Origin of the sequence: Pantoea sp. NPDC088449 (assembly GCF_044753225.1) — a bacterium.
GTDB lineage: Bacteria > Pseudomonadota > Gammaproteobacteria > Enterobacterales > Enterobacteriaceae > Pantoea > Pantoea floridensis.
The window spans coordinates 516945-530562 of the sequence record NZ_JBIVMT010000002.1; the positions used below are offsets into that span (position 1 = coordinate 516945).

18 protein-coding genes are annotated in these 13618 nt (G+C 51.6%); 11 read left to right on the forward strand and 7 right to left on the reverse strand.

Going from position 1 to position 13618, the window contains the following annotated elements:
* The first annotated feature begins 50 nt into the window (after positions 1-50).
* Positions 51-212, forward strand: a complete 162-nt coding sequence (locus ACIP6T_RS13620) for a YnfU family zinc-binding protein (protein ID WP_400457738.1) — start codon at positions 51-53, stop codon at positions 210-212.
* Between the two features lie 107 nt (positions 213-319).
* Here the strand turns inward: ACIP6T_RS13620 and ACIP6T_RS13625 are convergent, their stop codons facing one another.
* Entirely contained in the window at positions 320-592 is a 273-nt protein-coding gene (locus ACIP6T_RS13625; protein WP_400457740.1) for a hypothetical protein, read from the reverse strand.
* A 188-nt stretch (positions 593-780) separates the two neighbouring features.
* Between ACIP6T_RS13625 and ACIP6T_RS13630 the strand changes: the two genes are divergently transcribed.
* The gene (locus tag ACIP6T_RS13630; RefSeq protein WP_400457742.1) at positions 781-1257 is read left to right on the forward strand and encodes a ferritin-like domain-containing protein; all 477 of its coding nucleotides are present in this window, start codon (positions 781-783) and stop codon (positions 1255-1257) included.
* Between the two features lie 3 nt (positions 1258-1260).
* On the opposite strand, the gene ACIP6T_RS13635 is transcribed toward ACIP6T_RS13630, so the two are convergent.
* Positions 1261-1863, reverse strand: coding sequence for a LysE family translocator (locus ACIP6T_RS13635; RefSeq protein WP_400457744.1), 603 nt, complete (start codon positions 1861-1863; stop codon positions 1261-1263).
* A 266-nt stretch (positions 1864-2129) separates the two neighbouring features.
* On the opposite strand from ACIP6T_RS13635, the gene ACIP6T_RS13640 reads away from it, so the two are divergent.
* Together ACIP6T_RS13640 and clcA are read left to right on the forward strand one after the other, a co-directional pair.
* Positions 2130-2426 carry a hypothetical protein gene (locus tag ACIP6T_RS13640; protein WP_400457746.1) on the forward strand — a complete coding sequence of 99 codons (297 nt, stop codon included), beginning with the start codon at positions 2130-2132 and terminating at the stop codon, positions 2424-2426.
* Positions 2427-2560: 134 nt separating this feature from the next.
* Complete coding sequence (gene clcA / locus ACIP6T_RS13645; protein ID WP_400457748.1) at positions 2561-3946, forward strand: H(+)/Cl(-) exchange transporter ClcA; 1386 nt, start codon at positions 2561-2563, stop codon at positions 3944-3946.
* Between the two features lie 8 nt (positions 3947-3954).
* Here the strand turns inward: clcA and ampR are convergent, their stop codons facing one another.
* The gene (gene ampR, locus ACIP6T_RS13650) at positions 3955-4836 is read right to left on the reverse strand and encodes a LysR family transcriptional regulator AmpR (protein WP_400457750.1); all 882 of its coding nucleotides are present in this window, start codon (positions 4834-4836) and stop codon (positions 3955-3957) included.
* A 110-nt stretch (positions 4837-4946) separates the two neighbouring features.
* Here ampR and ampC point away from each other — a divergent pair, with 110 nt between their 5' ends.
* Together ampC and ACIP6T_RS13660 are read left to right on the forward strand one after the other, a co-directional pair.
* Complete coding sequence (ampC, locus tag ACIP6T_RS13655) at positions 4947-6086, forward strand: class C beta-lactamase (protein WP_400457752.1); 1140 nt, start codon at positions 4947-4949, stop codon at positions 6084-6086.
* Between the two features lie 100 nt (positions 6087-6186).
* Complete coding sequence (locus tag ACIP6T_RS13660; RefSeq protein WP_400457754.1) at positions 6187-6327, forward strand: hypothetical protein; 141 nt, start codon at positions 6187-6189, stop codon at positions 6325-6327.
* 2 nt (positions 6328-6329) lie between these two features.
* Here ACIP6T_RS13660 and ACIP6T_RS13665 read toward each other — a convergent pair whose 3' ends face one another.
* The 3 genes from ACIP6T_RS13665 to ACIP6T_RS13675 form a co-directional block, all read right to left on the reverse strand.
* Positions 6330-7451 (reverse strand): MFS transporter, encoded by a 1122-nt coding sequence (locus ACIP6T_RS13665; protein WP_400457755.1) that lies wholly within the window; start codon positions 7449-7451, stop codon positions 6330-6332.
* The gene (locus tag ACIP6T_RS13670) at positions 7448-7990 is read right to left on the reverse strand and encodes a TetR/AcrR family transcriptional regulator (protein WP_400457757.1); all 543 of its coding nucleotides are present in this window, start codon (positions 7988-7990) and stop codon (positions 7448-7450) included. Before ACIP6T_RS13670 ends, ACIP6T_RS13665 begins: the two co-directional genes overlap by 4 nt.
* An 83-nt stretch (positions 7991-8073) precedes the next feature.
* A complete protein-coding gene (locus tag ACIP6T_RS13675; protein ID WP_400457758.1) occupies positions 8074-8991 on the reverse strand; it encodes a LysR substrate-binding domain-containing protein in 918 nt (305 codons plus the stop codon).
* Positions 8992-9133: 142 nt separating this feature from the next.
* Here ACIP6T_RS13675 and ACIP6T_RS13680 point away from each other — a divergent pair, with 142 nt between their 5' ends.
* The 3 genes from ACIP6T_RS13680 to ACIP6T_RS13690 are packed head-to-tail and all read left to right on the forward strand — an operon-like array spanning position 9134 to position 11088.
* A complete protein-coding gene (locus tag ACIP6T_RS13680; RefSeq protein ID WP_345830737.1) occupies positions 9134-9871 on the forward strand; it encodes an SDR family oxidoreductase in 738 nt (245 codons plus the stop codon).
* A gap of 28 nt (positions 9872-9899) precedes the next feature.
* Positions 9900-10799, forward strand: a complete 900-nt coding sequence (locus ACIP6T_RS13685) for an SDR family NAD(P)-dependent oxidoreductase (protein ID WP_097097884.1) — start codon at positions 9900-9902, stop codon at positions 10797-10799.
* 28 nt (positions 10800-10827) lie between these two features.
* The gene (locus ACIP6T_RS13690) at positions 10828-11088 is read left to right on the forward strand and encodes a hypothetical protein (protein ID WP_400457760.1); all 261 of its coding nucleotides are present in this window, start codon (positions 10828-10830) and stop codon (positions 11086-11088) included.
* Positions 11089-11143: 55 nt separating this feature from the next.
* Here the strand turns inward: ACIP6T_RS13690 and ACIP6T_RS13695 are convergent, their stop codons facing one another.
* Positions 11144-11365 (reverse strand): hypothetical protein, encoded by a 222-nt coding sequence (locus ACIP6T_RS13695; RefSeq protein WP_097098335.1) that lies wholly within the window; start codon positions 11363-11365, stop codon positions 11144-11146.
* Positions 11366-11521: 156 nt separating this feature from the next.
* Between ACIP6T_RS13695 and ACIP6T_RS13700 the strand changes: the two genes are divergently transcribed.
* Positions 11522-12085, forward strand: a complete 564-nt coding sequence (locus tag ACIP6T_RS13700; protein ID WP_097097882.1) for a TetR/AcrR family transcriptional regulator — start codon at positions 11522-11524, stop codon at positions 12083-12085.
* A 62-nt stretch (positions 12086-12147) separates the two neighbouring features.
* On the forward strand, positions 12148-13560 hold the full coding sequence (locus ACIP6T_RS13705) for an aldehyde dehydrogenase family protein (RefSeq protein WP_400457761.1): 1413 nt from the start codon (positions 12148-12150) through the stop codon (positions 13558-13560).
* The last annotated feature ends 58 nt before the right edge of the window (positions 13561-13618 follow it).

The following is a 13618-nucleotide window of genomic DNA, read 5'->3' on the forward strand; positions in this document are numbered from 1 at the left end:
GAAAAAAATAAGGTGTGTTAGAATGAGTTATCGGAAAAAGGAAATAAATCATGAGCTGGTTAAATCGATTTCTGGAAAGTTTGGGCCGCCGGGAGGTTAGTGCGCAGTGTCCGGTGTGCAAAAAGTTTTGCCCACAATCTTCACATAAACAATCCCACAGCCAGGCAATGCTGTGCCCACACTGTAAGTCATTATTTGTTATGGAGAAGTGAGCCTGCTGCCGCGTCTTTTTTTGTTAATCACTGAACTGATTCTGCTCACCTGTACAAGAAGAGCCACCTACCGTTTATCATTTGCCTGTCTAAAGCTGTAAAATAATTTACCTTTCATATTCCAAAAATGAACGCTGAGCTTCAGCCTGGTCTACATACTGAAAAGACATCGGATGTATTAATTTCTCATCACAATACCAAAGATTATTGATGCATTTAAAAATGTCACCTGCTTGAAATGTCTGATCATTGTCTAAGCGTATAACGGCATACTTTCCGTTGTTAAAGCTGACTTCATACAGAGAAATTAACCCTAATTCGGATAATGTGCGCTGATGAATGATCTGACAGCGCATTTCAGAGGGGGATGTTTTTTTCATGATACTTGCTCCACGTTGGCCTCTCTTAAGCCTGGCATTGCGTGAAATAAAATGAATGATTTATTTAACGCTGCGCTTGTGTAATACGCGATGTCCGCCATGATTAAGTCAGGATTAGGTTGCAGCCATAATAAATGGCCGCAGCTTCCCCGCCTTTTTTTATCAATACCCTACAACAAGGTAATATTATGACTATTAAAACGCTACATGATCTCTTCGTACATGATTTATCTGATATTTATAGTGCTGAAAAGCAGATTACCAAAGCACTACCCAAAATGATTCGTGCGGCTACGGATGAAAATTTAGTTGCTGCATTTGAACTTCACCTTGAAGAAACGCGCGGACAAATTGATCGCATTGACCAGCTGGTTGAACTCACTGAAGGGGTTCGGATTAAACGAATGAAATGCCATGCGCTGGAAGGATTGGCTGAAGAGGCGCAGGAAATCATTGATGAAGTGGAAGCAGGACCGGTAAGAGATGCCGGATTGATTGGTGCGGCTCAAAAAGTTGAGCACTACGAGATTGCCACCTACGGTACGCTACGTGCCTTAGCGCTTAAACTTGATTATCAGGATGCGGCGAAGTTGTTGGGCGAAACGCTGGAAGAAGAGAAGGCGACTGACGAAAAACTTACCCTGATAGCTGAAGAGCAAGATTAACCGTTAGTGGAACAGGTTGCCAAGCGAGAAAACAATAAGCAGTAACCCCCCGCCAATATTAACGTATTTTTTCAGCACCACAGGGTCCGCCTTGCGGGCTGAAAAAATCAGCACATTACTCACCGCAATCAGCCATAAACTCATCACCGCAATATGGACCGACGCCAGCACCAGATAATGACTCACTTCACCGCTACTTCCAGCAAACTGCGATACCACCGTCAGATAAAAGATCACCGCTTTGGGGTTTAGCACGTTAGCCAGCCAGGCTTCTTTTAACGTTACGGTCGAATTTTCACGCGTAAAATCAACGCGTTGCGCTTTCCATCCGCTCAGTATCAGCTGCGTCCCTAACCAAAGCAGATAAACGGTTCCCGCTACTTTCAACATGCCAAACACACCGGGAGATGAAACCAGGATAGCGGTGAGGCCCAAGCCAATGAGCAGGGCATGCGTATAAATGCCTAGAGCAGTGCCCGCCAGCGTACGGATCAGTCCACGACGTCCGCCCGCCAGCGCGCTGTTCATGGCCAGCGTGAAGCTTGCCCCAGGTGAGCATGCCACGGGAAGCAGCGCAGGAATAAAACCCAGTAGATTGATTTCCATAGTGTTTGCATAGTAAGTGATGCATTACGCTGTTGCCACTGCTATCTGGAACCTGATGCAGATCAAAGCATGATGGCTATCCGCACTCTACTCTGCGCTTCGTAAAGAAATGTAAGCGCCGCTCTGGCTTAAGTGTGATCGAGGAAAAAGGAATGAATCGAGGTTCTTTTCGTTGTGCTTTGCTGGCCCTGATAATGGTAGCTATCAGCCCTGCACATGCCATCAACGCCGCTCATCGGGCTGCTCTGACACGCTCGGGATGCGATATGCAAACTGAAGCGACGTGGTGCGATATCCACAAAACCAAAGCACAGAATGACGCTAATCGACCAGCCGCCGAGTCACGCAACAGCGTGATGGAACGCCAGCGCGGTGATATCGCCTCCTTTCTGCAGGCACGCGTTCTGGCACAGCCTAAAACGAGCGCTTTTGCGGCACTGGTGGAATATGGATTCACACGTGAGAATGATGGCGACTTTTTTAAGATTACCGATCATTCAGCCTGGCATGTGCTAATGACGTTCAATTCAGACGGCACCGTAGCGACGGCCACGCTCCAGTAATCGCTGTTATTGCCCGGTCGTTTTGAAAAATTCACTTGCGAATTATTGCATTAACTTGATCGTCATTCTCAGTATGCTTATCTCCATCTTCTCATACTAAAGTTTGCATCGTGGTGCGGAAACAAAGGGTACGCATGTTGGCTAATGAACGATCTGCAGAGCCCCGCACGTTTTTACGTGCCGGACGTTTCATATTGATACAGAAACTATTACGTCGTGATAAAACGCCAGCCTTGCTATTAGCGCTGGCGGCGCTGGTGGGCGTGCTAACGGGACTGATCGGCGTGGCGTTTGACCGCGCCGTAAATTTTGTTATTCACACCCGCCTCAACATGATCGATAACGTAGATGGCAGCCCGTGGTTGACCGGTATGAGCGCTTTTTTTCTGGCCGCTGTCCTGGGCGGCATAGGTTACTTTCTGGTGCGCCGATATGCGCCGGAAGCGGGCGGCTCGGGCATCCCGGAAATTGAAGGTGCGCTGGAGGAGTTACGTCCGGTGCGCTGGTGGCGTGTGTTGCCAGTGAAATTCATTGGCGGAATGGGGGCGCTGGGTTCCGGCATGGTGCTAGGACGGGAAGGGCCCACCGTTCAGCTGGGGGGAAATATTGGTGGGATGTGCGTTGATCTTTTCCGCGTGCGTGCCGCTGAGTCTCGCCATACGCTGCTGGCAACAGGGGCTGCAGCCGGTTTATCAGCGGCTTTCAACGCACCATTGGCGGGTATCCTGTTTATTCTTGAAGAGATGCGGCCCCAGTTTCGCTATAGCCTCATTTCTATCAAAGCGGTGTTTGTGGGCGTTATCGTTTCCAGCATTGTTTTCCGCCTATGCAACGGAAATGAGCCAATCATTAATATTGGTCAGTTACGGGATGCGCCTACTAATACACTTTGGCTCTATCTGATTCTGGGTATGTTATTTGGGGGATGCGGCGTTGCGTTTAATCGCCTGATTTTTGCTGCACAGGATCAGTTTCAGCGCTGGCATAAAGGACGCGTAACGCCATGGGTGATAGGGGGGAGTTTACTGGCCGGCACCTGTGGCGTGATAGGAATGGTGCTACCACAGGCCGTGCAGGGCGGGATCTCGCTGGTCCCGGACTTTACCAGTGGTAATGTCAGCGCACAGGCACTCTTCTTCCTCTTCGCGCTGCGCACGCTGATAACCATTTGCTGTTTCTCTTCCGGTGCGCCCGGGGGTATTTTTGCACCAATGCTCACTCTGGGCACACTTTTAGGTACCTGCTACGGCCAATTGTGCATGCAGTGGTTCCCGGGATTACAGCTGGAGCCGGCTACTTTTGCCGTTGCGGGTATGGGCGCGCTTTTCGCCGCGTCGGTGCGCGCTCCCCTGACGGGCATTGTGCTGGTGTTGGAAATGACCAACAATTATCAGCTGATTCTGCCCATGATCATCACCTGCCTGGGGGCCACGCTAGCCGCGCAGTTCTTTGGCGGTAAACCCCTTTATTCTTCAATTCTTGCCCGAATGCTGGCAAAAGCTAACAGGATCGAAAGCTAAGTCATTGTTTAGCTCGCCATGCCAAACTCTTTACCCAGCCACGCAGAAAACGCCGTCATCGCGGCGCTCTCTGCGCGTGATTGCAAGCGTGTAAGCCAGTAGCCACCCAGATCTATCTCAGCGGTAAATGGACGGACGAGCTTATCCGTCTGTAGCAGGTGATGGAAAATCTTGCTCGGGGCTAACGCAATGCCGACTTCCAGCAGTGCGGCTTCAACCATCGTCAGTGAAGAATCGAAGATCATCACCGGATGTGAGGGCGAGGGGGGATGTTCGTTTATGCTTTGCAACCAATGGCTCCACTCATCGCGGCGAAACGAGCGTAGCAGGGTAAATTTATGCACGTCAGCGGGTTGCTGCAGCTGTTGGGCAATGGTAGGACTGCAAAGCGGTGAGAGAGGCGCATCGCAAATAAACTGTGCCTCGGTTCCGTGCCAGGCTCCGCTGCCAAAACGAATCGTATAATCGTGCCCCTCGGCAGCGGGATCGACACGGTTATTGTGGGTGGAGAGTTGCAGCTCAATATGTGGATGCTGGCGGTTGAAATCGCTCAAACGCGGGATGAGTAAGCCGGTGGCAAAGCTACCCACCACCCCCACTTTTAATTTTTCACGCATTGTTCCCGCAGAAAAGCGATCCAGCGTATCGGCAATACGATCAAACGAATCATTCAGCACCGGCAGCAGACTTTCACCTTCAGTGGTCAACATCAATCCACGCGAAATCCGCACAAATAATTGGCAACCGAGCTGCTGCTCCAGCGATTTCACCTGTTGACTCACCGCCGCGTGGGTGACATTCAGTTCAATCGCTGCATTAGTAAAACTTAAATGGCGAGCTGCCGCTTCGAATGCCCTTAGAGCATTGAGCGGTATGTAGGGGCGCGTCATGCATTAACCTGTAAGATTTTCTATTGTCTGACGCTAAAATTAACCGTTTGTTGCGGCTTGTCAAATTGGGCAAACTGCTCGCGGAACACCAACCCGGAAGATTAAATACAATGAAATTGATTTCTCAAGCGTGGATAGCAACGCTCCTGGCATCGGTATGCTCCACAGGCGTGGCCGCCACGCCAGATGTAGAAAAAACCGTGAGTGAAACCATAAAGCCATTGATGCAGCAGCAAGGCATCCCCGGCATGGCCGTAGCGGTGATTGTGAAAGGCCATCCTCACTTTTTCACCTGGGGTATGGCAGATGAACAACGCCATCGCCCGATAACCCAGGACACGCTGTTTGAATTAGGCTCGGTGAGTAAAACTTTCACCGGGGTGTTGGCCGGCGTAGGCGTCAGCAAAGGCGAGATCTCACTTAACGATCCTGCGCGCCAATATTGGTCGGCACTTAATCAGCCTCAGTGGCGCCACATTACGTTGCTGCAACTGGCGACTTACACCGCGGGTGGTCTGCCCTTACAGGTCCCGGACAGCGTGACCAATGAGCCTGAACTGGTAGACTTTTATCACCAATGGCAACCTCAATGGTCACCCGGCAAGACACGGCAATATGCCAACAGCAGCATCGGCCTGTTTGGTTATTTAGCCGTGAAGCCGAGCGGCCTCTCTTTCGAGCAGGCGATGCAGCAGCGCGTGTTTACGCCACTTAAGCTCAGTCATACCTTTATTACGGTGCCGGATGCGCAGAAAAATTCTTACGCCTGGGGCTATCGGCAGGGCAAACCCGTACGCGTATCGCGGGGGATGCTGGATGCAGAAGCCTATGGGGTGAAGTCATCCATTAAAGATATGTCGCGCTGGTTGCAGGCCAATATGGCACCAAAACAGGTGGATGATAAGACATTACAACAAGCCCTTGATCTCGCGCAGACACGGTTTTATCGCACCGATAATTTATATCAGGGACTTGGCTGGGAAATGCTTGATTGGCCTGATCAGGCTGCCATGGCCGAGAAGGGGGCTGATAATACCGTTGCGCTGGGGCCACAACCGGTGGTGGATGCGTCGATACACCCGCGTGTAGCGGCATCGTGGGTACATAAGACAGGCGCCACCGGCGGTTTCGGTGCTTATGTTGCCTTTATCCCGCAAAAGCAGGTGGGCATTGTTATGCTGGCCAATAAAAATTATCCGAATACCGAGCGGGTAAAGGCCGCCATGCAAATTTTAACGGCGCTGGAATAAGTGCCAGGGGCGAATTTTCGCCCCGTTTCTTGTGGCAAGCCACAAGAGCCGGGCGATTGATCATCTACACTTAAACTCTACTCATACTAAGGAGATCGAGATGACAGACCACCCGGAAAAAAGACGTGATGTTAAAGATGAAAAGCACCCGGCTAAAGATGCGCCTAATGAGCACGGTGAGATTCCCAGAACGCGCGATGACAGTGAAGACCACAAAAAAGATCCCTTCCGTGATGAGTGACGTTAATCGGTTTTCGCTGGTGTAAGAAAAAGCATCGCCAGGGGTAGCGCGGCGAAGAGTAATAACGCACTCGCTGCGCCTGCACTGGCGTAGACCTGGCCAAAAAGGAGCGAACCGATCACTTGTCCAGCCGCTAACATAAAAAACAGTATGCCAACGCCGCTGGCAGGCGAATGCGCTGTTGCTTCGGCACCCCATACCAGCAGCACGCCGGAAAGCGTCACATAAGCAGCTCCTCCCAATGCCACGGCAGGAAATAGCCACCACGCATAGTGATGGCTGAGTGCCAGCAGCAGCAAAAGTAACGACATACCGCATAGCGACAGTCGATAAACAGCATTCATGCCAATCCATTTTGCCATCGGCCCCGTTAATGCGCCGAAAATGCCTGCCGCACCGCCAACCAGCCATAACAGACTCACGACGCTGGCATTCACATCAATGTGATGCAATAAATCGGGGCCAAAACTCCACCAGGCCGCGCTGGCGATGCCGCTAATCAACGCAATGACGATTAGCCGCTGAAGCGAGCGCTGGCGCAGTGTGCTGAGCCACGATGAGTGGCGCGCAGCGTCACTTTTTCCGGGCAGCTGACGCCATACTGGCAGGATGCAAATGAGCGCCAGCAAAGCAAACAGGGCGCAGGCTGCTCGCCAGCCTCCCGGTAGCCAAAACAAAATGGGCACGGACAGCATGATCCCCATGCTGGTCCCGGCATTGATCGCGGTATTCATCTGCGGCTGTTGTCGGGATTCTATGCGCTGGCTCACCGCGTCTGCCAGCGCCGGAGAAGCAAGGCCAGCGCTTAGGCCGGCAATAAACAGCCCTGCACCGAGAAGCCATGGCGATGCGGCGCTGGCCAGCAGCAGCAATCCCGTTGCCGCACACAGGGCTGCAACCATCGCGGAAAACCGCGGCCCGGCGCGTGAAGTTAGCATCGGCGCAAGCATCACCGCGACGCAGTAGGCCGCAAAACTACTGGCTGAAAGTACGCCAGATATACGCGGTGTCAAAGGAATAGTGTGCATCACGTCTGGCATCATCAGGCCCCAGGCGAAGCGCGCCATGCCATAAGTGATGGCGATAAGCGAAAAGCCGGTCAGGACCAGCGCAGTCCCTTTCATGGCTGCTCACTGAGATTCAGCAGCTGGAGTGCGGCAGCTTTAGCCGCCTCACATGCATTCACCGCGCCGAGGATCAACGCGGAGGTAAGCGCACCTTCAAACAGTAGCCATATGGCATCAGCTAGCGCCACCTTCTCCTCGCCGTGAAGCTTGTGAACGCAGCGCGCAATGTAAGCGCGCATGCTATGACGATATGCCATCGCCTGTTCAGCCAGTGCGATATCCTCCCCGGCATACTCTCCCCATGCTTTGAGGAATAAGCAGCCGTTGTTACCGTATTCAAGCATCCATGCGCTCATGGCATCGAATATCTGGCTTATTGCGTGGGGATGTTCTGCGGCATATAGCGCGGCGAAAAAACGTTCCTGACGCGCTGTCAGTACCGCAGCCGTCAAGGCTTCGCGAGAAGGAAAATAGCGATACATCGTGCGTGTAGACACATTGGCCTCGCTGCAGATGCGATCGGTACTGGTGGCATGAAAGCCATTGAGATAAAACAGCCGCTCAGCGGCATCAATAATGTCTTGTTGTTTATTCATCCTTAAAAAGTAAACCGATCGTTTTACTTTTGCAAGCTGACGGGATTAATCAGTTGATAAGGCCTTCGTCGCGTTATCGACTTTTACTTCCTTATTTTTTCCGCCGCGAAGGTCGCACTGTACAAGCTCAGTAACCAATCGATAAAGACGCGCACTCTGGGCGACAGCTGGCGATGCTGCGGATAAAGTGCGGAAACCTCCATGCCAGGGCTTTGCCATGCGTTGAGCACCTCGACCAATCTTCCGTCCGCCAGCGCCTCCGCAACGTGATAACGCGGTAACTGCACCAATCCCGCCCCTCGTAATGCGCAGATAACATAGTTTTCCGCATCGTTTACCGTCACCCAACCTTTGGGCGAGAACGCCTGTTTTTTACCATTGATAATTAGCTCAATGGAATAATTCACGCCGCCCGTGGTCGAGAAAAAATTAACGCACTGATGCGCCATTAATTCTTCGGGATGCTGCGGCATACCAAAGCGTCCGAGGTAATCGGGACTGGCGCAAATCACTTGAGGCATCGTGGCCAAATGACGCGCCATCAGGGAGGAATCATGCAGTTTTCCCGCTCTGACTGCGCAGTCAACGCCTTCCCGCACTAAATCAACCAGCCTATCGCCGCTACTGATCACCAATTCAATATCCGGATAGCTACGGTGAAATTGATCGATATTCGGTAGCACAATGCGCGTTGCATGCGCGCCATGGAGGTCGAGCCGCAAAATGCCACGCGGCCGCGCAACCGTATGTCGCAACGATGACTCAGCGTCATCAAGTTCGGAAAGGATATGCACGCACCGCTCATAGAAAGCTTTACCGTCCAATGAAGTCCGCACATGACGGGTGGTTCTTTCGAGCAGCCGGCACTCAAGATTTTTTTCTAACTGTTTGATCGCATTGCTGGCCGTGGCGCGCGGCACGCCTAGCTGATCTGCCGCCTGACTGAAACTTTCTAACTCGACAATACGCGTAAACAGCAGCAGCGTTTCAAACTTATCCATTATCTTTTCTCACGCGCTAATTATTAACGAAAACGGAATTATCATATCAATTTAGCCAGCTTTATCTCTATTTATAAAGCATTAGTATGGATTTCACAGCACGCGGATGCGTGAGTCATTACCTTCACATTGGGAGAAACACATGAGTTCTGTAACGAAAACAGCTCTGGTAACGGGCGCCTCTCGCGGTATTGGTCGGGCGATTGTTGAGCGTCTGGCACAGGATGGATTTTCTGTGATCGTGAACTATGCCGGCAACGCCAGCGCTGCACAGGAAACCGTGCAGGGCATCATCGCTAAAGGCGGCAAAGCCATCGCGATTCAAGGCGATGTAGCAAACGAAGCGGATGTTAGCCGCCTGTTCAGTGAAGCCAAAACCTTTACCGGTAGTCTGGACGTTGTGGTACACAGCGCGGGAATTATGCCGATGGTGAAGATCACGCCAGCCGGTCTTGCCGACTTCGATAAAACCATCAACACCAATTTGCGCGGCGCTTTTCTGGTGTTGGCGAACGCCGCCGAATCCGTGAGCGAGGGTGGTCACATCATCGCCTTGTCGACAAGCGTGATCGCAAAATCGTTCCCGGCTTACGGTCCTTATATCGCGTCCAAAGCGGGGGTGGAAGGCCTGGTTCATGTACTGGCCAACGAATTGCGTGGTCGCAACATCACCGTCAATGCCGTCGCGCCTGGGCCGACCGGCACCGATCTGTTCTTTAACGGTAAGAGCGAAGAGCAAATCGCCGCTATCGCTAAACTGGCGCCGCTGGAACGTATCGGTACGCCTGGAGAGATCGCCAGTGCGGTTGCCATGCTGGCGAGCGCTGACGGGAGCTGGATTAATTCGCAAGTGATTCGTGTTAACGGCGGTTTCGCCTAATCGGCGGATCTGCAAGCAGGAGCATATTATGCAACAAGTCATTCTGGTTACCGGCGCGTCGAGCGGTTTTGGCGCCTTATCCTGTCGTGCATTCGCCCATGCCGGGCACATTGTCTACGCCAGTATGCGCGACACCAAAGGGCGTAACGCAGCGCAAGTTGAGAGCACACTGCAGTACGCGAAGACACAGGGTGTAAATATGCAGGCGATTGAATTGGATGTGCAGTCACAGGATTCAGCCGATGCAGCGATCGCCAGAATTATTGCCGAGCAGGGACGATTAGATGTCGTGGTCCACAATGCTGGACATATGGCATACGGGCCAGCGGAAGCCTTCTTGCCGGAACAATTCTCACAGCTTTATGACATCAATGTCCTTGGTACCCAGCGGGTAAACCGGGCTGCACTTCCGCACATGCGTACGCAAAGAAATGGCCTGCTGCTGTGGGTTGGCAGCAGCAGTACCCGTGGCGGAACGCCACCTTATCTCGCCCCCTATTTTGCGGCGAAAGCGGCGATGGATGCCGTGGCTGTTAGCTATGCGGCAGAATTAGCGCTGTGGGGAATTGAGTCGTCGATTATTGTGCCTGGCGCCTTCACCAAAGGGACTAATCACTTTCTCCATTCAGGTAAACCGGCTGATAGCGATCGCGAGCGTGAATATAACCTCACCGGTCCCACCGCAGGACTAAGTGAACAAGCATTAAAGGGCCTTGCAGAATGTGAACCGGCGGATGCGGATGTTGCCGATGTTGCGGCGGCAATGGTCGGTATCGTCAACGCGCCTGCGGGTAAACGTCCGTTCCGCGTACATGTTGATCCCTCTGATGACGGTGCGGAAGTGGTGAATGCGGTGGCCGATCGTATTCGCAAACAGTTTTTGCAGCGTATTGGGTTAGATGCGCTGTTAAGGCCGAGCATACGTTAGCGGTGGTAAAAGCGGGCTGGAGGCTACGATGCGAACGCTGCTATTTTTACTCTGTGGCTATCTGCTGGCGGGGGCGTGTTATTTGCTGGTTCGCTTGTTTTCCGCAATCTATCCGGCAGTTGCAATGCTGTTTCCAGCACTATTTACTTTGATGTGGTTCGCTGTCTCGTTAACCAATCTTATCGCTGGAATGACTAAGGCCGGATATAGCTTTGGTGAAGAATTGCCTCTGTTTTTGCTGATATTTATGCTGCCTGTAGCAACGTTATATTGGCTGGGGAAAGTGTGACGGCTTAAATCCGCCAGCTGCAGCCCGACGCGCTGAAGCTGGCGGCCCAACTAACTTACTGAGATTGCTGCTTTTTGCTGTCAGCCTCTTTCTGCTTTTTATTGGCCATGTGATGACCCACTGCACAGCCAGCTGCAGCACCTGCAACGCCATGATGCGCCATATGACCAGCCACGCCGCCCACAGCGGCACCTTTCAAACATCCTTTCGCCTCAACCTGAGACGTTACGGACATCAAGATACCTGCGGTAAGTACAATTAGTGAGAGTTTACGCACTGGATTTTTCCTCATTATGTTAATAGGCACATTAAGCCCGAATTGAGCATAGCCATCGTAAATAAATGCACTATTAAAAAGTGTAAGGAAAAGCATTCACTTGCATTGTTTCAAAAGTTCATTATGATTGACTAATCACTCATTTAAGGTGTTTGTATGGCAAGGCCACTTGACGAAGAAAAACGTAGAGCCATTTTAATGGCGGCATTACGAATTATCCCTGAGGAAGGGTTGGGTGCCACAACGGCTCTGATTGCCCGTGAAGCAGGGATTTCGTCTGGCTCACTTTTCACCTATTTTCCGGACAAAGTGACGTTGCTCAATCAACTTTATCTGGCGATCAAAACGGATGTTGCTGAGGCGCTGATGCGCGGTTTTCCTCTCCAGTCTGCTATCAGAGAGAGGGCATATCATGTCTGGATGGCTTATATCGAATGGGCATGTGCCCATCCTGAACAGCGCGCAACACTGCAGCAACTGTCGGTGTCGCGGGTGGTAACTGCTGAAGTGAGGGCGCAGTCTGCCGTTATGTTTGAGGCGATTAACATCATGCTGGCAGAACTGGGTACCACCGGCATTTGTGACAATGTGGAATTTATCACGTCGGTCATGGCTTCTCTGGCGGAATCAACCATCGATTTTGTGTTGCAATCGCCAAACGATAAAAAAGCATTAACCGAAGCAGGGTTCAATATGTTCGCAAGAGCGACAGGCATTTAGCCTTTCGCTTAATCAATAAATGACTGACTAGTTAATCATTAACTGCACATAGGAGAAATACGATGAAACACATCACTCAACATTACATTAACGGTACATTCACCGATTCCATTGGCCAGGAGAAATTTGAACTCTTAAGTCCATCGACGAATGAAGTGATTGGCAGCGTAGTACTGGGAAATGAAGAAGATACGCGGCTAGCCATTGCGGCGGCAAAACAGGCGTTTCAAAGCTATTCGCAATCGACGAAGGAAGAACGCGCCGCCTACCTGCAGCGATTTCATGATGCGATCATGGCAAGGCAGGATGATCATGTGGAAGCTTTTGTGACCGAGTATGGCGGCCCAATTCAGATGGCGCAGTTCCTGGTAAAAGCTTCTGCTGACGCGATTCTCAGCGCAAAAGAGAGCCTGCTAAACATGGCTTTCACCGAAAAGGTCGGTGAAGCGGAAGTTTCACGTAATCCCATCGGCGTTGCCGCACATATCACACCCTGGAACGCGAACATTATTTATTTCTGCAACAAAACGGCGACGGCATTAGCTGCCGGATGCACGGTGGTCACCAAGCCCAGTGAAATGAGTGCCATTCAAACCCAGGTGATTATGGAGTGTGTTCATGCCGCAGGTTTGCCCGCCGGATTGATTAATATGGTCAACGGGCGAGGGGATGTTGTAGGCGTTGAGCTGTCGCAAAATCCAGACATCGCCAAGATTTCGTTTACCGGTTCAACCGCAGTGGGGAAAAGTATTGCAGCCCTCAGCGCGCAGACCATGAAACGCGTGACGCTGGAACTTGGCGGCAAATCGGCCCATATCGTACTGGACGATGCCGATTTAAATAAGGCGGTACCTTTTATTCTGGCGACAGGTTTTCTCAACAGCGGACAAGCGTGCATTGCCGGAACGCGCATTTTGGTTCCTGCAAGCCGTCAGAATGAGATCACCATGGCCCTGAAGCAGGCTATTGATCAGATTAAAGTGGGTATGCCGCATGAGAACGATACTGCCATTGGGCCGATGATCTCACAAAAGCAATACCAGCGCGTTCAGGACTATATTCAGAAAGGGATCGATGAGGGTGCGAAAGTGATTGCCGGCGGAGCAGGACATCCTGATGGGTTAGAGGCGGGAAACTTTGTGAAACCCACTATTTTTGTCGATGTCACGAATCAGATGACGATCGCAAGGGAAGAGATTTTCGGACCGGTTCTCTGCGTTATTCCCTACAAAACCGACGACGAAGCTATAGCGATTGCTAATGATTCACCTTATGGCCTTGCGGGATATGTCAGCAGTGAAAACCGCCAGCGTGCGAAGCACATTGCCGATCAACTGGATACGGGGATGGTATCAATTAATACATTTGTACATACGCCTTTTGCTCCGTTTGGCGGTACCAGGCAGTCTGGTCTTGGCCGGGAAAATGGCATGTATGGCATCGGGGCGTATCTGGAATACAAAACCATTGCTTAATTTGCTGAAAACAGCGTCGGTGAAGAGTGTTAGTTAATGAGCCGGGTCAGCCCGGCTA